Genomic DNA, 18,068 nt, shown 5'->3' on the forward strand with positions numbered 1-18,068 from the left:
TTCGCTGTGCTGCGATGCGGCGACACCATCCGACAGCAGCCGACAACAGCGAGAAGGCGAGTGCCATGCCAGATTTCAAGGCGATCCTCGACGACCGGCGCAACCGGTGGCCGTGGCTCGATCACACTGTTGTCGCTGCGCAGCGGTACCAGGGTCAGAAGGGCGACTACTACGCGGCCGGCATGACGTACTTCAGTGTGCTGGCCCTGTTCCCGCTGCTGATGGTCGCATTCGCGATCGCCGGGTTCGTGCTGGTGAATCAGCCCGAGTGGCTTGCCGAGATACAGTCGCAGATTGCCGAGAACGTGCCGGGCAGCTTCGGCGAGACGATCAACTCGCTGATCCAGACGGCCATCGAGTCTCGGACGAGCGTCGGCATCATCGGTCTGCTCGGTGCGTTGTATGCGGGTCTCGGTTGGATCGCCAACCTGCGTGAAGCACTGACCGCCATGTGGGAGAGCCAGCACGAGCAGGGTGGCTTTCTGGCCACCAAGGCCAAGGATTTCGCCGCGCTGCTCGGGCTGGGGACCGCACTGGTGCTGTCGTTGGCGTTGTCGGCACTCGCCGGAGGTGGCCTGATGCGCAGCATTCTCGAGTGGGCCAATCTCGATTCCGTTCCGGGAGTGGGCGTCGCACTGCGCGTGTTCTCCGTTCTACTTGCGCTGGCGGGTACCTGGGCGTTGTTCACCTGGGTGATCTCGAGGCTGCCGCGCGAGCCGGTGTCGTGGCGCAGCGCAGCCAAAGGTGCGCTGCTCGCTGCCGTCGGATTCGAGATCTTCAAGCAGCTCGGTGCCCTTTACCTGGCTTCGGTGACGAGCGGTCCTGCGGGCGTGGTCTTCGGACCGATCATCGGTCTGCTGGTGTTCGTGTTCACGACGTCGCGTCTCGTGTTGTTCTCCACGTCGTTCGCCGCGACGACTCGAGAAAGCTTGGCCGAAGCCCACGTTCCGGCCCCGGAGCCGGCGGTGATCAACACGAGGGTCGAGGTCAGTGAGGGGCCGGGCGTCACGGGCGGTCTGGCTCTGGTGGGTGCCGGTGCCCTCGCAGCTCTCGGTTTCGCGGGACTGCGCAACCGGCGTCGCTGATCAGCGGTTGCGCGACAGACGCCGAGCGCCCCACAACAGCCCGATCACCACGATCGACCCGAGGACACCGATCGCGATGCGAACGACGGTGTCGCCCTGAGCCTGCATCTCGGACTGGCGGGAGCTCGACCCCGATGCCGGTGGCTGGGCGAGAGTCGGCGTTGCCTCGGGCGCTCGGGTGCTCGTCACCGCGGACGTCGACTGCGGCTCCACGAGCTCGCCGACGCCGCGGCTCGAATCGAGAGCGAACCCGTAGTCCAACAGGCGGGCCGCTTGCTCCCACGGCCGGATCGGCAGCACGTCTCCCTTCATGATCGTCACGACGAGGCGTCGACCGCCCCGCTCTGCTCCTGCGACGAACGTCTGGCGCGCATCGTCGGTGTACCCGGTCTTGCCGCCGAGTGCGCCCTCGTAGTTGTAGAGCAACTGATTGTCGTTGGAGAGGGTGAACCCGGGCCGGTCCTGGTCGTCCGGGATCGTGGGATCCTTCGGGTAGCCGGGGAACTGAACCGTCTCGGTCGAAATCAGTTGCGCAAAAGTCGGATCACGCATGGCCGCGCGGTAGATCAACGCCAGATCGTAGGCAGAGCTCGCCATGCCGGGACCGTCGAGACCCGACGGCGTGGCGGTGCGCGTATCGAGCGCACCCAGTTCTGCGGCCTTGGCATTCATCTTGTCCACGGTGGCGGAGTCACCGCCCAGCTGCCTGGACAACGCATGCGCCGCATCGTTTCCCGATGCCATCACCAGTCCCTGCATCAATTGGAGATTGGTGTACACACCGTTCTCGCCGATGCCGACGGCACTGCCCTCTGCATCGGCGTCCTCCGCGGTCGCGGTGATCTGGGTATCCAGGTTCAGCTCGTCGAGGGCAACGAGTGCGAGCAGCACCTTGATCGTGCTCGCCGGCCGATGCCGCCCGTGCGGATCCTTGGCGACCAGAACGGAGCCCGAGTCCATGTCGGCCACCACGAACCCGGTGGCCGAGATGTCCGCGGGCAACGGGGGAGCCCCGTCCGGCAGTACCGCTCCACACTCGGCGAGCCGATCCCCGCCGACGGCCTCGGCGGGAATCGGGAGTGGTTGCGGGGCAGTGCTTCCAGGGGCCGGTACCTCGGACAGGTCGATCGCAGGGGGCGGTGATGCGGCGAAGGGGCAGCTGTCGGTGTCGGGCGTCGTGAACGGCGGTGTCGTCGTCACCACCGGTGGCTCGGCGGCAGGTTGTGCCAGAGCCGGTCCACAGCCGAAGCCGACGAGAATCATCGACACTGCCGACGCGGCCAACCACACTCGAATCCTTTTCATCGCGAATCACCATAGGCGCTCGGGGGTCGGTCGACGTGGCGACCCACCGGCGCGCGTCGCCCGAACGACCACTCCGATCCTCGTCCCGACATCGCCAGCGGCGACGACCGAATGCAGGCCCTCGCGCAGCGGCCCGCACCCGCCACCAGAATGAGAACTCGCTCATGTTGTCTTCCTTCGGTTCTCACGTTCGACAGCGATCGTTAGGTCATCACCGAAACGGTGGCCCACAGAACTCGAATCGAAGGAGCAGTCATGAGAATGCCGGCAAAGTTCATGATCGTCGGTGCAGCAGCCGTTGTCGTCACCCTCGGAAGCGTCGGCGCACTCGCGATCGCCGACGACGGCCCCGCCCAGCAGCGGCCGTCGTCGATCTCGGTGGAACAGCCTCTGTCGGAGGCAGATTCGGCCTCGAACCCGCCGGCAGCGCCCCAGCAGCCCGCAACGACCCGAATCTCGGACGACCGTTACGACGACGACTGGGACGACTGGGACGATCGCAACGACGACCTGGACGACCGTTATAACGACGACTGGGACGATCGCAACGATGACCTGGACGATCGCAACGACGACTGGGACGACCGCGACGATGACCGGGACGATCTGGACGATCGCAACGACGACAACGACGACGATCAGGACGACGACAACGACCGGGACGACTGAGACTCGAGCAGTGGCGTCGGCACCGGCCGACGCCATTCATGTCTCGGACAGTCGGTACCCCATTCCGCGGACGGTCTCGATTCGTGTGGCACCGAATTTCGCCCGGAGGTAGCGGACGTAGACGTCGACGACGTTGGAGCCCGGGTCGAAGTCGTAGCCCCACACCTGCGACAGGAGTTGCTCTCGCGAGAGGACCTGGCCCGGGTGGCGCATGAAGGTCTCGGCGAGGGCGAACTCACGGGCCGACAGGTCGACAGTGCGGTCTCCCGCCACAGCTCGTCGAGTACGCAGGTCCAGGGTGAGGTCGGCGACGGTGAGCTGAGTGGTGTCGACGGTTCTCTTGGTGCCCAGGCGAACTCGGATGCGCGCCAGCAGTTCCTCGAACCGGAACGGTTTGGCCATGTAGTCGTCGGCGCCGGTCTCGAGACCGGACACCACGTCGTGGACGCTGTCGCGGGCAGTCAACACGATCACCGGTATCTCGCATTGCTCTCCGCGCAGTCGCTGCAGTACCTCGAAGCCGTCCATGTTCGGCAGACCGATGTCGAGTACCACCAGATCGAAGTCACCGCTGCGGGCGTGTTCGTAAGCGGATCTACCGTCGGAGACGGTGGTCGTGCTGAAGCCGCTCGCTCGGAGCCCCTTCTGGACGAACGAGGCGATGCGGGGTTCGTCTTCGGCGATCAGGATGCGGGCCATGGTCGATCTTTCTGCGAGGGAACGGAATCGGTCAGTGGGATCGTGATGGTGAACGTGGCACCGTGCCCCGGTGCGCTGCCGACACTCACCCGTCCGCGGTGGGCCTGTGCGATGGCGGTGACGATGGACAACCCGAGCCCCGCGCCCTCGGTGCGTCTGGTTCCGTTGCGACCGCGGGCGAAGCGCTCGAAGATTCGTTCCTGCTCGTCGCGCGCGATTCCCGGGCCCGAGTCGGTGACCCAGAACCGGATGTCACCGTCGGACAGTTGGGATCCGATGCCGACACGACTGCCGGGCATCGTGTGGTGGGTTGCGTTGTCCGCCAACGCCAGCAGCGCCTGGGTCAGCCGTTGTGCGTCGAGCGGCGCGTGGACGGTCGCGCTGGCCTCGAGCACCCATTCCCGGTCGGCGAGGGAGGTCACCTTGTCGAACACGCTTCGGGTGAGCGCGTCGACATCGGTGACGACGGGGTTGACGAAGCTCGTCTGGTCGGCTCGGGTGAGCAGCAACAGGTCCGCGACGAGCCGGTTCATCCGATCGAGTTCGTCGTCGACGAGCGCGACGGTATCGCGCACGTCGACGGGGTCGTCGTGGTCGAGCACGTCGAGATGGCCGCGGACGATGGTGATGGGAGTGCGGAGTTCGTGGCCCGCGTCGTCGAGAAATCGGCGTTGACTGGCCGCGCCGGACTCGATCCGATCGAGCATCGAGTTCAGTGTGTCGATCAGGGCTCCGATGTCGTCGCCTCGACCCGTTGTTCTGGCGTCGGTGATTCGGCCGGACAGGTCGGTCTCGGTGATCGTTCTGGCGGTTGCGGTGATGTGTCTGATCGGCGACATGATGCGGCCCGCGACCAACCACGCCCCCACTGCCGCCAGCACCGAGGTGACGCCGCCGACGACGAGCATCAAGGTCGCGGTCTCGTCGGCGGAGGCGCGTTCCTGATCTGCGAAGTACGCGGCGACCACGACCCCGGTCACCGGGTCGCCCGCCAGCGAGACCGGCACCGCGAGGTACACCACTTCACCTGCGGCGCTCGAGTACGAACCCTCAACGGGCGCGGTGACGGTCCCGACTTCGGCGGTGAAGCCGTTGTCGTCGGACAGTCGCACCGGTGCCTGCTGCCTGCTCTGCACGGCGAACACGCCGTCCACGTAGCCCAGGAACTTCTCGTTGGGGCGGGCGAGGTTGTAGGTGATCACCACGCGGAGCACGTCGTTGATGTCGTCGAACGGTGCGCCGGTTCCGGGATCGACGCCTGCGTCGGTGAGGGTGGTGAACTCGGCGATCTCGGTGCGCAGCGATTCGCGCATGCGGTTGTCGGTGGCGCGGATCATGAGCAGCCAGGTGGTGACGGTGACGGCCGCCAGAGACGCCAACACCAGCAACAGGACCCACGAGAAGATGCGGCTCCTGGCGCTCGTCGGGCGTAGGGCAAGCAGTCGCGTCCGCATCACGTGGTCGGTCTTGCAGCAGGATCAGTCGTCGTCATCGTCATCCCAGTCGTCGTCGAAGTCATCGTCCCAGTCGGCAGGCGGCAGCGGCGGCGGGGGCACGAATCCGTCCGGTGCCACCGGCTGTGGCGCGGCGGTCGGCGCGGTGCTGGGCGCGGGCTCGCCCGGCTGTGGTGCACCGGGAACGGGTTGCGGAGTACCCGGGGCGGATTGCACGGGTGCGGCGGGTGCGACTATGGGTGCGGGCAACGGGGTCTGCTCGCCCGTCGATCGAGTCGTCAGCAATGCCACGACGAGCACGCCGAGCGTGAGCAGACCCAGGGCCGAGACGATGATGGTTCGCACACGGTCGAGTCTGACGACGGCGGATTGTGGCTACGTGAATCGGAGATGAGAGTTCTCTCATGTCGTCCGAGGTCCCGTGCTGCTCCGAATACTTGTCGGCTGTTCGAGAGGAAATGCAATGAGGGTTCGGCAAAGGCGCGGACCGATCGCGGTCGGCGCGATCTGTGCGGTCGCAGCACTGACGGTCGCTGCCTGTTCGAGCACCGGTGGTGCTCCTCGATCGTCCGACGACGGAAGCAACGCGGGAGTGGCAAACACTCCGTCGGCGACGATCGCGATGATCACGCACGAGGTTCCCGGCGACACCTTCTGGGATCTGGTTCGAAAGGGTGCCGAGGCCGCCGCGGCCAAGGACAACATCGAACTGCGCTACTCCGCAGATCCCGAAGCGCCCAACCAGGCCAACCTCGTCCAGAGTGCGATCGACTCGAAGGTCGACGGTATCGCGGTCACGTTGGCCAAACCCGACGCGATGGCCCCCGCCGTCGAGGTAGCGACCGCCGCGGGCATACCGGTCGTCGCGTTCAATTCCGGTTACGAGTCCTGGAAGGACATGGGAGTCCAGCAGTACTTCGGCCAGGACGAGACCATCGCCGGCGAGGCCGCGGGTGCGCGGCTCACCGATGACGGTGCCCGCAAGACTCTGTGCATCATCCAGGAGCAGGGGGCGGTTGCCCTCGAGGCTCGCTGTGCCGGCGTGACGCAGGGCTTCGGAGGTACCACCGAGATCCTGAACGTCAACAGCAAGGACATGCCGTCCGTCGAGTCGACCATCACCGCCAAGCTGCAGCAGGATCCGACCATCGACCACGTCATTGCCCTCGCCGCTCCGATCGCGCTGACTGCGGTGCAGTCGAAGAACAACGCGGGCAGCGACGCCACGATCGTCACGTTCGACACCAACGCCGCACTCGTCGACGCGATCGAGTCGGGCGACGTGGCGTGGGCCATCGATCAGCAGCCCTACCTGCAGGGTTACCTGGCCGTCGACTCGCTGTGGCTCTACCTCAACAACGGCAACACGATCGGCGGCGGAACCCCGGTGCTGACCGGGCCCGCGTTCATCGACTCGACCAACATCGACGCGGTCGCCGAGTACGCCCGCAACGGCACACGCTGAGTGCGTCGCTTCGGCGCGGAAGGAAGAGCATGTCCACACAGGCCGATCCGGCTCTGTCCGAACACACCGTGATCACCGATGAGCGGATCAAGAAGCAGAAACCGTTGCAGCGGTTGCTGATTCGCCCGGAGATCGGTGCCCTGTTCGGTGCGGTCGCCATCTTCGTCTTCTTCTGCATCGTGGCACCACCGTTTCGATCACCCGAGGCTCTCGCGACCGTGCTGTACGCATCCTCGACCATCGGCATCATGGCGATCGGGGTCTCGCTGTTGATGATCGGCGGAGAATTCGACCTCTCCACCGGAGTCGCGGTGACGTTCTCGTCGATCATGGCCTCCATGCTGGCCTACAACCTGCACCTCAACGTGTGGACAGGCTCGGCGCTGGCGCTGGTACTGGCACTGGCGGTCGGTTTCCTCAACGGATACCTGGTGATGACGACCAAGATTCCGTCGTTTCTGATCACGTTGGCGTCGTTTCTGATGCTCACCGGCGTCAATCTCGCCGTCACCAAACTCGTCACCGGCCAGGTCGCCACTCCGTCCATCTCGGACATGGAGGGATTCGACTCGGCCAAGGCCTTCTTCTCGTCCTCGTTCTCGCTGCTGGGGGTCTCGGTCCGCATCACCGTCGTGTGGTGGATCGTGTTCACGCTCGCCGCAACCTGGGTGCTGATGAAGACCCGGGTCGGCAACTGGATCTTCGCCGTCGGCGGCAACCAGGAATCGGCGCGTGCCGTCGGCGTCCCGGTCACGAGGGTCAAGATCGGCCTGTTCATGTTCGTCGGCTTCTGCGCCTGGTTCGTCGGCATGCACCTGCTGTTCGCCTTCGACACCGTGCAGTCCGGCCAAGGCGTGGGCAACGAATTCCTCTACATCATCGCCGCCGTCATCGGCGGCTGCCTGCTCACCGGTGGATACGGTACGGCTGTCGGTGCGTTCATCGGTGCGTTCATCTTCGGCATGACCAATCAGGGCATCGTGTACGCAGGCTGGAACCCGGACTGGTTCAAGTTCTTCCTCGGCGCGATGCTGCTGTTCGCAGTGATCGCGAACAGCTCCTTCCGCAACTACGCGGCGAAAAGGTGACCATGACGTCTTCCGCGAACACGCCCCTGATCGAGCTCAAAGGCGTCGGTAAGAGCTACGGCAACATCATCGCGCTGCACGGGATAGACCTGCGTGTCGGTGCCGGTGAGGTCACCTGCGTGCTCGGTGACAACGGCGCAGGCAAGTCCACTCTGATCAAGATCATGTCCGGTCTGCATGGCCAGTCGGAGGGGGAACTGCTCGTCGACGGCAAGGCGACAACGTTCGGCTCGCCGAAGCAGGCCGTGGAACAGGGCATATCGACGGTCTATCAGGACCTCGCGGTCGTTTCCTTGATGCCGGTGTGGCGCAACTTCTTTCTCGGCCAGGAGCTGCGCAGGGGCAAGATTTTCAAGACCCTGGACACCCACGCCATGCGCGCGAGAACCATCGACGAACTGCGCAAGATGGGTATCGATCTGCCCGACGTCGATGCCCCCATCGGCTCACTGTCCGGCGGTCAACGTCAGTGCGTGGCCATCGCTCGCGCCATCTTCTTCGGTGCGCGAGTGCTCATTCTCGATGAGCCGACCGCCGCTCTCGGCGTCAAGCAATCCGGCATGGTTCTCCGATACATCTCCGCGGCCAGGGAGAAGGGCTTCGGCGTCGTGTTCATCACCCACAATCCTCACCACGCGTACATGGTCGGAGACCACTTCGTCCTCCTCGATCGCGGACGTCAGACGCTGGACTGCGCGCACGACGACATCTCCCTCGACGATCTCACCAAGGAAATGGCGGGCGGCGACGAACTGGAGACCCTCTCCGACGAACTGCGTCGCTGACCGGTCGGCGACCGCGGGCCCATGCGTGAGAATCGCGCGTGGCGGGTAGAAGATCGATAGCGGTGCCCGATGGAGGTGCCAGACGAAGGAGCCGAACATGAGCGAGCACGAGCCCCTCGGACCACTGTCGCCGGACTATCTCGAATCCGATTTCTTCGGATATCAGAGCATGCTCGACGACGCCGAGATCGAGGTGGTCCTGCGTACCCGTCGGTTCCTGCAGGACGAGGTCGCGCCGAGGGCGAACGAATTCTGGGAGAAGGCCACCTCTCCGGTGCACCTGATGCCGAAGATCGCCGAACTCGAAATCGCCGGTCTCGGTTACGCATTCGAGGACCGCAAGGCCTCACGCAAACTGCTCACCGGCTGGCTCGAAATGGAGTTCGCGCGGGTCGATCCGTCGACGGGAACGATGTTCAGCGTGCACAGTTCGCTGGCGATGAGCAGTATCTCGATTCTCGGCTCCGAGGAGCAGCGCGAACGGTGGTTGCCTGCCATGCGTCGAATGGAGAAGATCGGCGCGTTCGGCCTGTCCGAACCGCACGGTGGCTCCGATGTCGCAGGCGGGCTGGAGACCACTGCCCGCCTCGACGGTGATCACTGGATCCTCAACGGCAGCAAGCGGTGGATCGGCAACGCCACCTTCGCCGATCTAACCATCGTGTTCGCCAAGGACGAGGCCGACGGCGAGGTCAAGGGCTTCGTCGTGGAGCAAGGATTCGAGGGGTTCCGGGCCGAGAAGATCGAGGGCAAGTACTCGCTCCGCGCGGTGGAGAACGCCGACATCCATCTGGAGAACTGCCGAGTCCCGGTCGGCAACAAGCTTGCCGAGGCCAACTCGTTCGCCGACACTGCGAAGGTGCTTCGGCTGACGCGCGGGGGAGTGGCGTTTCAAGCCGTGGGCGTGATGATGGGCGCGTACGAGCGGGCCGTGGCGTATGCGCGCGAACGCGAACAGTTCGGATCTCCGATCGCCTCGTTCCAGCTGATCTCCGACCTGATCGCCCGCATGACGGCGAACATCACCGCCGCGCTCGGGATGGCGATTCGTGTCGCTCAGTTGCAGGACAACGGCGTCCACCAAGACGAGCATGCGGCGCTCGCGAAGACGTTCTGTACGACGCGGCTGCGCGAGACGGTGGGTTGGGCCCGAGAGATCCTGGGCGGCAACGGAATTCTGATCGAGCACGACGTCATCAGATTCTTCGCCGATGCCGAGGCCCTGTACTCCTACGAGGGAACCGCGCAGATCAACAATCTGATCGTTGGCCGCGGAGTGACCGGCTTCGGCGCGTTCGTCTGACGTAGAACGTCGAAAGGCCCCTTCGCGTGTGCGAAGGGGCCTTTCGACTGCGGGGGGAGTTGTCAGCGTGCGAAGAGCAACGCTCGCTTGACTTCCTGGATCGCCTTGGTCACCTGGATGCCGCGAGGGCATGCGTCGGTGCAGTTGAAGGTGGTGCGGCAACGCCACACACCCTCGACGTCGTTGAGGATATCCAGACGCTCGGTTGCACCCTCGTCACGGCTGTCGAAGATGAACCGGTGTGCGTTGACGATGGCGGCCGGACCGAAGTAGCTGCCGTCGCTCCAGAACACGGGGCACGAGGTGGTGCAGCACGCGCACAGGATGCACTTGGTGGTGTCGTCGAATCGGGCGCGGTCCGCAGCGGACTGGATCCGCTCTCGGGTCGGCTCGTTGCCGGTCGTCATCAAGAACGGCTTCACGGCGCGGAACGCGTCGAAGAAGGGTTCCATGTCGACGATGAGGTCCTTCTCCACCGGCAGACCCTTGATGGGCTCGATGGTGATGTTCAGCGTCTTCGACGAGTCCTTGGGGAGCATGTCGCGCATGAGCACCTTGCAGGCGAGACGGTTGACACCGTTGATCCGCATCGCGTCGCTGCCGCAGACACCGTGTGCGCACGAACGACGGAACGTCAGGGTGCCGTCCAGGTAGCCCTTCACGTACAGCAGCAGGTTGAGCAGACGGTCCGTGGCCAGTGTGGGGACCTGGAAGGTGTCCCAGCGCTGACCGTCACCGCTCTCGGGATTGAAGCGCGCGATCTTGAGGTTGACCATCACCGCGCCCTCGGGGACGGGTGGCAGATCGGACTCGTTGGACTTCTTGTCCAGGGTGGGTGCGCTCATGTCAGTACTTCCGCTCCATCGGCTCGTAGCGGGTTTGGATTACCGGCTTGTAATCCAAGCGGATCTCGGTGAGCAGACCTTCGCCCTCTTTGTAGGCCATGGTGTGCTTCATGTACTCGGCGTCGTTGCGCTCGGGGTAGTCCTCGCGAGCGTGTCCGCCGCGCGATTCCTTCCGGTTGAGTGCACCGACGACCGTGACCTCCGCCATTTCGAGCAGGAAGCCGAGTTCGATGGCCTCGAGCAGGTCGCTGTTGTAGCGCTTGCCCTTGTCCTCGACGGTGATCTTGTTGTATCGCTCTTTTAGGGCGCGGACGTCCTTGAGTGCCGTCTCGAGGCGCTCCTCGGTACGGAACACCGAGGCGTTGTTGTCCATCGACTGCTGCATCTCGGTACGGATGTCGGCTGCGCGCTCGTGTCCGTGGTCGGAGAGGATCAGCTCCAGCCAGTCCTGCACCATCTTCGCCGGCTCCTCGGGGAGCGGGGTGAAGTCGACCGAGTTCGCGTACTCGGCCGCCGCGATGCCGGCACGACGTCCGAAGACGTTGATGTCGAGCAGCGAGTTGGTGCCGAGACGGTTGGCTCCGTGCACGGAGACGCAGGCACATTCGCCGGCCGCGTAGAGGCCGGGGACGATGTCCTCGTTGTTGCGCAGAACCTCGCCGCGGATCTTCGTGGGGATGCCGCCCATGACGTAGTGGCACGTCGGGTAGACGGGCACCGGCTCCTTGACGGGGTCGACACCGAGGTACGTGCGAGAGAACTCCATGATGTCCGGGAGCTTCTCGTCCAGAACTTCCTCGGGGATGTGCGTGACGTCGATGTAGACGTAGTCCTTGTTCGGGCCGCCACCGCGTCCTTCGAGCACCTCGAGCACCATCGAGCGCGCGACGATGTCGCGGGGCGCGAGGTCCTTGATGGTCGGTGCGTAGCGCTCCATGAAGCGTTCACCCGACTCGTTGCGCAGGATTCCGCCCTCACCGCGCACGGCCTCGGAGATGAGGATGCCCAGGCCTGCGAGACCTGTCGGGTGGAACTGGTGGAATTCCATGTCCTCCAAGGGAAGGCCCTTGCGGAAGACGATGCTCATGCCGTCACCGGTGAGGGTGTGGGCATTGGAGGTGGTCTTGTAGATCCGGCCCGAGCCTCCGGTGGCGAAGATGATCGACTTCGCATGGAAGATATGCAGCTCACCGGTGGACAGCTCGTAGGCGATGATTCCGGTCGCGACGGGACCGTCGTCGGTCTCGGTCAGACACAGATCCAGTGCGTAGAACTCGTTGTAGAACTCGACGTCGTGCTTGACGCAGTTCTGGTAGAGCGTCTGCAGGATCATGTGGCCGGTGCGGTCGGCCGCGTAGCACGCACGACGCACGGGAGCTTTGCCGTGATCGCGGGTGTGGCCACCGAAGCGCCGCTGATCGATCTTGCCCTCGGGTGTCCGGTTGAAAGGAAGGCCCATCTTCTCGAGGTCGAGAACCGCGTCGATGGCTTCCTTGGCCATGATCTCCACCGCGTCCTGGTCGGCGAGGTAGTCGCCGCCCTTGACGGTGTCGAACGTGTGCCACTCCCAGTTGTCTTCCTCGACATTGGCCAGGGCGGCACACATGCCACCCTGGGCTGCGCCGGTGTGCGAGCGCGTGGGGTAGAGCTTGGTCAGTACGGCTGTGCGAGCACGGGGTCCGGCCTCGATCGCAGCACGCATACCGGCACCGCCTGCGCCGACGATCAGTACGTCGTAACGATGTTCCTGCATGTAAGCGTCAGTGTCCTTAGCTCGCCGTGATGTTGGGATCGAACGTGAAGATGACGTACGTGCCGACGCCCATGATGAGGATCATCGACAGCACCAGCAGCGTGGTCAGCCAGAATCGCGTCGAATCCTTGCGGGAGTAGTCCGCGATGATCGTGCGCAGGCCGTTGCCGCCGTGCAGCTGCGCCAGCCACAGCATCGTCAGGTCCCAGAACTGCCAGAACGGGCTGGCCCAACGACCGGCGACGAAAGCGAAGTTGATGCGGTGCACACCGTCGTCGAGCATCAGCATGATGAACATGTGGCCCAAGACGAGTACGACGAGTGCCAGGCCGGAGAAGCGCATGAACAGCCATGCGTAGAGCTCGAAGTTGCCCTTGCTCTGCCGCCGCGGCGAACGCGGGTTGGCCAAGCTGGCCGGACGGTCGTAGTTCGTGCCGAGGACCTTGGCCTCGGGACCCTGCGTCGACATCAGTGACCACCCGCCGTGAACATGTTGTAGAAGATTCGTCCCGCGCCGGGGATCATGACGACGAGCCAGATGACTGCGATCGCCCACAGCATCGGCTTCTGGTACTGCGGTCCCTTGGACCAGAAGTCGATCAGCATCACGCGGATGCCGTTCAACGCGTGGTACAGCACTGCCGCGACGAGGCCGATTTCCATCAGGCCGACGAGCGGGGTCTTGTAGGTCTCGATGATGGCGTCGTACGTCTCGGGGTTGACCCGAACCATCGCCGTGTCGAGAACGTGGACGAACAGAAAGAAAAAGACCAGAACGCCTGTGATGCGGTGCAGAACCCAGGACCACATGCCCGGGTCCCCGCGGTACAGAGACCGCTTGCGCTCCTTGACCGGAGCGACTTCCGTCGTGCTACTCATCGAGTGCAATGCCTCCAACGTCGTTGGTGGACGCATCGAGCCCCGGTGGCCGGTCTTGCCTGGCTCGATTTGTCGCGATTCGGCCCTAGTGCTGGTTGTACTAGCCGCTTACTGGAAACTGTAAACCCATTCGAAACACGGAACTAATTCGACTCGAGGTTCGTACGGTGCCGAAATGCGGTGTTAGGTTTGCCTTCCCAATTGATGAATGCTCATCGGACCGGATCTCTGCATCAATTCAGACACCGTGATTGGATGGTTCACCATGAACGAAATCGACTGGAAGACGTTGCGCGACAATGCTCATGAGGCAATGGGCCGTGCCTACGCCCCGTACTCGAACTTTCCGGTCGGTGCGGCGGCTCTGGTGGACGACAATCGGATAGTCACCGGGTGCAATGTGGAAAATGTCTCATACGGTTTGGGGCTCTGCGCGGAGTGCGGGTTGGTGTCCAACCTGCACTCGACCGGCGGCGGCAGACTCGTCGCCTTTTCCTGCTGCGATTCCAGGCGTGAAATTCTGATGCCGTGCGGGCGATGCCGACAGCTGCTGTACGAGTTCGGCGGCCCGGGTCTGCTCGTCGACACCGTCTCGGGACCGGCTCGACTGGCAGAGTTGCTCCCGAATGCTTTCGGCCCCGACAACCTCGACGAAGGACGCGTGAACAACCATGCCTGACGCCGTATCCATCATCAGCGCCAAGCGAGACGGGCGCGTTCTCGACGACGAACAGATCGAATGGGTGATTGCGGAGTTCACCCGCGGATCCGTCGCGCCGGAACAGATGTCGGCTCTCGCGATGGCCGTTCTGTGGCGTGGATTGTCGCGTCGCGAGCTCGGTACGTGGACGAACGCGATGATCGCGTCGGGTACCCGAATGGACTTCTCGGCGCTGCCGCTGCCCACCGTCGACAAGCACTCGACCGGTGGTGTCGGAGACAAGATCACGCTGCCGCTGGCTCCGCTCGTCGCCGCCTGCGGGGCGGCAGTGCCGCAGCTGTCGGGTCGAGGACTCGGACACACCGGCGGAACGCTCGACAAGCTCGAGTCCATCCCCGGATGGCGAGCGGATCTGAGCGGTGAGGAGATGCATCGCATCCTGGCCGATCCGGCGATCGGTGCTGTCGTGTGCGCTGCCGGTGCCGATCTGGCTCCGGCCGACAAGAAGCTCTACGCACTGCGCGACGTGACGGGAACGGTCGAGTCGATCCCACTGATCGCCAGCTCGATCATGAGCAAGAAGATCGCCGAGGGCACCGGGGCGCTCGTGTTGGATGTCAAGGTCGGTGCCGGTGCGTTCATGAAGAACGTCGACGACGCACGTGAACTGGCCACAGCGATGGTCGAGCTCGGAACCGACGCGGGCGTGCGGACTCTGGCGGTGCTGACGGCGATGGACACCCCGCTCGGGCTCACCGCGGGCAACGCGCTCGAGGTGGAGGAGTCGGTCGAGGTTCTCGCCGGAGGTGGCCCGGCCGACATCGTCGAGCTGACCATCACGCTGGCACGCACGATGCTCACCGCAGCCGGGATCGAGGGCATCGATCCGGCCGACAAGCTCGCCGACGGTTCTGCCATGGATCGCTGGCGAACGATGATCGCCGCGCAGGGCGGCGATCCCGATGCCGCACTACCTGTCGCCCGGGAGAGCCAGGACTTCACCGCCACTGCCGACGGCGTCGTCACCGGGTTGGACGCAATGGGCGTCGGGCTCGCGGCCTGGCGGCTGGGCGCGGGCCGCGAGCGACAAGGTGAGCCGGTGCAGAGCGCGGCCGGCGTGCGGCTGCACGCCAAACCCGGCGATCGGGTGCGTGTTGGAGATCGACTGGCGACGCTGTACACCGACACCCCCGAGCGTTTCGAGTATGCGCAGCAGGCACTCGAATCCAGTTGGGAGATAGGGGCCACGGCCTCGCAGCCGAGGCCCCTGGTGATCGACCGCATCGGGCGCTGAGGGGCTCGGGCAGTAGCGAGCCCGGTCAGATCAGGTTGCCCGCCTCCGTCAGCACGCTGCGCAGGATCTGCTCCATCTCGTCGAACTCCTTCTGACCGCAGATCAGCGGTGGTGCCAGCTGAACCACCGGGTCGCCGCGGTCGTCGGCCCGGCAGTACAGCCCGGCGTCGAACAGTGCGGTGGACAGGAATCCGCGAAGGATGCGCTCTGCTTCGGCATCGCTGAACGTTTCCTTCGTGGCCTTGTCCTTGACCAACTCGATGCCGTAGAAGAATCCCTCGCCGCGCACATCGCCGACGATCGGCAGGTCGTGCAGTTTCTCCAGCGTGGCACGGAACGCCGGGGCGTTGTCTGCGACATGCGCGTTGATGCCCTCGCGTTCGAAGATGTCGAGATTGGCCATGGCAACGGCGGCGGAGACGGGGTGGCCGCCGAAGGTGTACCCGTGCGCGAAGCTCGACGTTCCGTCGTCGAACGGCTCGAAGAGCTTGTCGGAGGCGATCATTGCGCCGATGGGGGAGTAGCCCGAGGTCAATCCCTTGGCGCAGGTGATGATGTCCGGTACGTAGCCGAAGTCGTTGCACGCGAACATCGATCCGATCCGGCCGAACGCACAGATCACCTCGTCCGAAACCAGGAGTACGTCGTAGCGGTCGCAGATTTCACGGACGCGCTCGAAGTATCCGGGCGGGGGAGGAAAGCAACCCCCGGCATTCTGAACCGGCTCGAGGAACACCGCGGCCACCGAATCGGGGCCCTCGAACTCGATGGCCTCGGCGATGCGGTCCGCGGCCCAGATTCCGAACGCTTTCGGATCGGTGTCCAGGGGAGCGGGGGCGCGGTAGATGTTGGTGTTCGGCACTCGGAACGCGCCCGGCGTCAGCGGCTCGAACGGTTCCTTGAGCGCGGGGATTCCGGTGATGGCCAGCGCACCCTGCGGGGTGCCGTGGTAGGCGATCGCTCGCGAGATCACCTTGTGCTTACCGGGCTTGCCGACTTTCTTGAAGTACTGCTTGGCCAACTTCCATGCGCTCTCGACGGCCTCGCCGCCACCGGTGGTGAAGAAGACCCGGTTCAGGTCGCCGGGGGCGTAACCGGCGAGCCGCTCGGCAAGTTCGATGGCCGGTTCGGTGACATACGACCACAGTGGGAAGAACGCCAGTTCTTTGGCCTGCTTGGCTGCGGCCTCGGCCAGTTCTTCACGGCCGTGTCCCACCTGGACCACGAACAGCCCCGACAGACCGTCGATGTAGCTCTTTCCGTTGGAATCCCAGATGGTCGAGCCTTCCCCGCGGGTGATGATCGGGGGAGTGACCCCTGCGCCGTGGCGGGTGAAGTGGCCCCACAGGTGCTTGGCTGCGGAAGCGTCGAGTTCGGCTGTCGTTCGTGTCATCGTGTTCCCCAATTGTATTGCTGCTTGACGAGTTTGAGATAGACCAGGGTTTCGGTGCTGGTGACGCCGTCGAGACTTCTGATCTGCTTGTTCAGGATCTGCAGGAGTTGTTCGTCGTCCTCGCACACCACTTCCACGACGACGTCGAACGACCCTGCGGTGAGGACGACGTAGTCGATCGCATCGATCGCCGACAGTTCCTCGGACAGTGCGTAACTGTCGCCGGTGCACTTGATGCCGATCATGGCCTGCCGCTTGAATCCGACCTGCACCGGATCGGTCACCGCGACGATCTGCATGACCCCGGAGTCCGTCAGGCGCTGAACTCGTTGACGGACAGCCGCTTCCGAGAGTCCGACGGCTTTGCCGATGGCGGCGTACGAGCGACGCCCGTCCTCTTGGAGTTGCTCGATGATCGCCTTGGAGACGTCGTCGAGTGCGATGGGCGGTTGCTCGGGCATGGCTCGATCTTGTCACTGTCGTGGCCGTGAACACAACCCGTCGACGATGAAAAGCGTGTCAATTATCGATTCAAACGACAGAATCAGTTGTCGAAAGGCTCGAAACAGAGAGAATCAGTGGGTTCGACGGTACTGTCGCAGGCATGGCGAACATTCCTGGTTGTTGGATCGACGGACGCGCGGTCGACGGTGGCGGTGATCGGTACGAGGTCGACGATCCCGCGACCGGAGCTGTCGTTGCCGACGTCGGTTTGGCCACCGCCGAGGACGTCGATTCGGCTCTCTCGCATGCTCGATCAGCTTTTCCGGCATGGTCCACCGCTACCCCCGCGCACCGCAGCGCCGTGTTGATGGAACTGGCGCGTCTCGTTGCGGCCGACGCGGAGAACTTCGTGTCCGAGGAAGTGGTGCAGACCGGCAAATCGACAAGGCTGGCAACCGAATTCGATGTTCCGGGCAGCATCGACAACATCGAGTTCTTCGCCGGGGCGGCGCGGCACCTGGACGGCAAGGCTGCTGCGGAGTACTCGGGTGAGCACACCTCCGCCATCCGCCGGGACGCGGTCGGAGTGGTCGGGTCGATCACTCCGTGGAACTATCCGCTGCAGATGGCGGTGTGGAAAGCGATACCGGCGTTGGCGGCCGGGTGTTCCATCGTGCTCAAGCCCAGTGAACTCACGCCGCTGACCACCCTGCGGCTGGCGCGCTTGGCCACCGAGGCAGGCGTGCCCGACGGGAGTGGAACCGGTGAACGTCATCAGGTCCAGTCCGGCATGGGAGGAAAGAGCGACTCCGGCGTCCACTCCGGTTCCGGTGACGACGTTGAACACCCCGTCGGGCACGCCTGCCTCGGTGGCCAAGCGCGCCAGCCGCAGGGTGGTCAGCGGCGTGAGTTCACTGGGCTTGAGCACGATGGAACACCCGGCCGC

At 64.4% G+C, this 18,068-nt stretch carries 18 protein-coding genes and 2 pseudogenes; 9 read left to right on the top strand and 11 right to left on the bottom strand.

From position 1 onward, the window contains the following. The first annotated feature begins 65 nt into the window (after positions 1-65). A complete protein-coding gene (yhjD, locus tag CH256_RS11515; RefSeq protein WP_068051712.1) occupies positions 66-1,085 on the top strand; it encodes an inner membrane protein YhjD in 1,020 nt (339 codons plus the stop codon). On the opposite strand, the gene CH256_RS11520 is transcribed toward yhjD, so the two are convergent. Beyond that, positions 1,086-2,348 (bottom strand): D-alanyl-D-alanine carboxypeptidase family protein, encoded by a 1,263-nt coding sequence (locus tag CH256_RS11520; RefSeq protein WP_256989423.1) that lies wholly within the window; start codon positions 2,346-2,348, stop codon positions 1,086-1,088. A gap of 297 nt (positions 2,349-2,645) precedes the next feature. Between CH256_RS11520 and CH256_RS28065 the strand changes: the two genes are divergently transcribed. After that, positions 2,646-3,059: a hypothetical protein gene (locus CH256_RS28065; RefSeq protein ID WP_179272076.1), complete on the top strand. Its 414-nt coding sequence runs from the start codon at positions 2,646-2,648 to the stop codon at positions 3,057-3,059. 36 nt (positions 3,060-3,095) lie between these two features. Here the strand turns inward: CH256_RS28065 and CH256_RS11530 are convergent, their stop codons facing one another. Genes CH256_RS11530 through CH256_RS11540 form a run of 3 tightly spaced genes read right to left on the bottom strand, consistent with a single transcriptional unit; the run spans position 3,096 to position 5,557 of the window. Then, positions 3,096-3,758 carry a response regulator transcription factor gene (locus CH256_RS11530; protein ID WP_068051697.1) on the bottom strand — a complete coding sequence of 221 codons (663 nt, stop codon included), beginning with the start codon at positions 3,756-3,758 and terminating at the stop codon, positions 3,096-3,098. Beyond that, positions 3,743-5,212, bottom strand: a complete 1,470-nt coding sequence (locus CH256_RS11535) for a sensor histidine kinase (protein ID WP_094639020.1) — start codon at positions 5,210-5,212, stop codon at positions 3,743-3,745. Before CH256_RS11535 ends, CH256_RS11530 begins: the two co-directional genes overlap by 16 nt. A 24-nt stretch (positions 5,213-5,236) precedes the next feature. Beyond that, positions 5,237-5,557, bottom strand: a complete 321-nt coding sequence (locus CH256_RS11540) for a hypothetical protein (RefSeq protein WP_068051693.1) — start codon at positions 5,555-5,557, stop codon at positions 5,237-5,239. 118 nt (positions 5,558-5,675) lie between these two features. On the opposite strand from CH256_RS11540, the gene CH256_RS11545 reads away from it, so the two are divergent. The 4 genes from CH256_RS11545 to CH256_RS11560 all read left to right on the top strand — a co-directional run bounded on the left by CH256_RS11545 (position 5,676) and on the right by CH256_RS11560 (position 9,853). Then, positions 5,676-6,677, top strand: coding sequence for a substrate-binding domain-containing protein (locus tag CH256_RS11545; protein ID WP_094669655.1), 1,002 nt, complete (start codon positions 5,676-5,678; stop codon positions 6,675-6,677). 29 nt (positions 6,678-6,706) lie between these two features. After that, positions 6,707-7,765, top strand: a complete 1,059-nt coding sequence (locus CH256_RS11550) for an ABC transporter permease (RefSeq protein WP_094669656.1) — start codon at positions 6,707-6,709, stop codon at positions 7,763-7,765. Positions 7,766-7,767: 2 nt separating this feature from the next. Then, on the top strand, positions 7,768-8,550 hold the full coding sequence (locus tag CH256_RS11555) for an ATP-binding cassette domain-containing protein (protein WP_068051706.1): 783 nt from the start codon (positions 7,768-7,770) through the stop codon (positions 8,548-8,550). A gap of 97 nt (positions 8,551-8,647) precedes the next feature. Further along, positions 8,648-9,853 carry an acyl-CoA dehydrogenase family protein gene (locus CH256_RS11560; protein ID WP_068051685.1) on the top strand — a complete coding sequence of 402 codons (1,206 nt, stop codon included), beginning with the start codon at positions 8,648-8,650 and terminating at the stop codon, positions 9,851-9,853. Between the two features lie 62 nt (positions 9,854-9,915). Here the strand turns inward: CH256_RS11560 and CH256_RS11565 are convergent, their stop codons facing one another. The 4 genes from CH256_RS11565 to sdhC are packed head-to-tail and all read right to left on the bottom strand — an operon-like array spanning position 9,916 to position 13,330. Beyond that, a complete protein-coding gene (locus CH256_RS11565; RefSeq protein WP_008718029.1) occupies positions 9,916-10,698 on the bottom strand; it encodes a succinate dehydrogenase iron-sulfur subunit in 783 nt (260 codons plus the stop codon). Position 10,699: 1 nt separating this feature from the next. Then, a complete protein-coding gene (sdhA, locus tag CH256_RS11570) occupies positions 10,700-12,451 on the bottom strand; it encodes a succinate dehydrogenase flavoprotein subunit (protein WP_032397463.1) in 1,752 nt (583 codons plus the stop codon). Between the two features lie 16 nt (positions 12,452-12,467). Beyond that, positions 12,468-12,920: a succinate dehydrogenase hydrophobic membrane anchor subunit gene (locus tag CH256_RS11575; RefSeq protein WP_032397462.1), complete on the bottom strand. Its 453-nt coding sequence runs from the start codon at positions 12,918-12,920 to the stop codon at positions 12,468-12,470. Next, positions 12,920-13,330, bottom strand: a complete 411-nt coding sequence (gene sdhC / locus CH256_RS11580) for a succinate dehydrogenase, cytochrome b556 subunit (RefSeq protein WP_082898767.1) — start codon at positions 13,328-13,330, stop codon at positions 12,920-12,922. The genes CH256_RS11575 and sdhC overlap by 1 nt, the downstream gene beginning before the upstream one ends. Before the next feature lie 265 nt (positions 13,331-13,595). Here sdhC and CH256_RS11585 point away from each other — a divergent pair, with 265 nt between their 5' ends. After that, on the top strand, positions 13,596-14,009 hold the full coding sequence (locus tag CH256_RS11585) for a cytidine deaminase (RefSeq protein WP_094669665.1): 414 nt from the start codon (positions 13,596-13,598) through the stop codon (positions 14,007-14,009). Next, on the top strand, positions 14,002-15,285 hold the full coding sequence (locus tag CH256_RS11590; RefSeq protein WP_094669657.1) for a thymidine phosphorylase: 1,284 nt from the start codon (positions 14,002-14,004) through the stop codon (positions 15,283-15,285). The genes CH256_RS11585 and CH256_RS11590 overlap by 8 nt, the downstream gene beginning before the upstream one ends. Before the next feature lie 25 nt (positions 15,286-15,310). On the opposite strand, the gene CH256_RS11595 is transcribed toward CH256_RS11590, so the two are convergent. Continuing rightward, positions 15,311-16,678, bottom strand: a complete 1,368-nt coding sequence (locus CH256_RS11595) for an aspartate aminotransferase family protein (protein WP_068051664.1) — start codon at positions 16,676-16,678, stop codon at positions 15,311-15,313. After that, positions 16,675-17,139 carry an Lrp/AsnC family transcriptional regulator gene (locus tag CH256_RS11600; protein ID WP_032376836.1) on the bottom strand — a complete coding sequence of 155 codons (465 nt, stop codon included), beginning with the start codon at positions 17,137-17,139 and terminating at the stop codon, positions 16,675-16,677. The genes CH256_RS11595 and CH256_RS11600 overlap by 4 nt, the downstream gene beginning before the upstream one ends. A gap of 143 nt (positions 17,140-17,282) precedes the next feature. Here CH256_RS11600 and CH256_RS28575 point away from each other — a divergent pair. Further along, a pseudogene (locus CH256_RS28575) lies at positions 17,283-17,930 on the top strand (aldehyde dehydrogenase family protein); the annotation flags it as partial. Here CH256_RS28575 and CH256_RS28580 read toward each other — a convergent pair. Further along, positions 17,922-18,050, bottom strand: a pseudogene (locus CH256_RS28580) (aldehyde dehydrogenase family protein); the annotation flags it as partial. The pseudogenes CH256_RS28575 and CH256_RS28580 sit on opposite strands and share 9 nt — an antisense overlap. Positions 18,051-18,068: the final 18 nt, after the last annotated feature.

It is taken from the genome of Rhodococcus sp. 05-2254-6 (genome assembly GCF_002258565.1).
Lineage (GTDB): Bacteria > Actinomycetota > Actinomycetes > Mycobacteriales > Mycobacteriaceae > Rhodococcoides.

Coding starts and splice junctions, on each gene's coding strand:
- yhjD (WP_068051712.1), top strand. CDS start 66: ATGCCAGATTTCAAGGCGATCCTCGACGACCGGCGCAACCGGTGGCCG.
- CH256_RS11520 (WP_256989423.1), bottom strand. CDS start 2,348: ATGATTCTCGTCGGCTTCGGCTGTGGACCGGCTCTGGCACAACCTGCC.
- CH256_RS28065 (WP_179272076.1), top strand. CDS start 2,646: ATGAGAATGCCGGCAAAGTTCATGATCGTCGGTGCAGCAGCCGTTGTC.
- CH256_RS11530 (WP_068051697.1), bottom strand. CDS start 3,758: ATGGCCCGCATCCTGATCGCCGAAGACGAACCCCGCATCGCCTCGTTC.
- CH256_RS11535 (WP_094639020.1), bottom strand. CDS start 5,212: ATGCGGACGCGACTGCTTGCCCTACGCCCGACGAGCGCCAGGAGCCGC.
- CH256_RS11545 (WP_094669655.1), top strand. CDS start 5,676: ATGAGGGTTCGGCAAAGGCGCGGACCGATCGCGGTCGGCGCGATCTGT.
- CH256_RS11550 (WP_094669656.1), top strand. CDS start 6,707: ATGTCCACACAGGCCGATCCGGCTCTGTCCGAACACACCGTGATCACC.
- CH256_RS11555 (WP_068051706.1), top strand. CDS start 7,768: ATGACGTCTTCCGCGAACACGCCCCTGATCGAGCTCAAAGGCGTCGGT.
- CH256_RS11560 (WP_068051685.1), top strand. CDS start 8,648: ATGAGCGAGCACGAGCCCCTCGGACCACTGTCGCCGGACTATCTCGAA.
- CH256_RS11565 (WP_008718029.1), bottom strand. CDS start 10,698: ATGAGCGCACCCACCCTGGACAAGAAGTCCAACGAGTCCGATCTGCCA.
- sdhA (WP_032397463.1), bottom strand. CDS start 12,451: ATGCAGGAACATCGTTACGACGTACTGATCGTCGGCGCAGGCGGTGCC.
- CH256_RS11575 (WP_032397462.1), bottom strand. CDS start 12,920: ATGTCGACGCAGGGTCCCGAGGCCAAGGTCCTCGGCACGAACTACGAC.
- sdhC (WP_082898767.1), bottom strand. CDS start 13,330: ATGAGTAGCACGACGGAAGTCGCTCCGGTCAAGGAGCGCAAGCGGTCT.
- CH256_RS11585 (WP_094669665.1), top strand. CDS start 13,596: ATGAACGAAATCGACTGGAAGACGTTGCGCGACAATGCTCATGAGGCA.
- CH256_RS11590 (WP_094669657.1), top strand. CDS start 14,002: ATGCCTGACGCCGTATCCATCATCAGCGCCAAGCGAGACGGGCGCGTT.
- CH256_RS11595 (WP_068051664.1), bottom strand. CDS start 16,678: ATGACACGAACGACAGCCGAACTCGACGCTTCCGCAGCCAAGCACCTG.
- CH256_RS11600 (WP_032376836.1), bottom strand. CDS start 17,139: ATGCCCGAGCAACCGCCCATCGCACTCGACGACGTCTCCAAGGCGATC.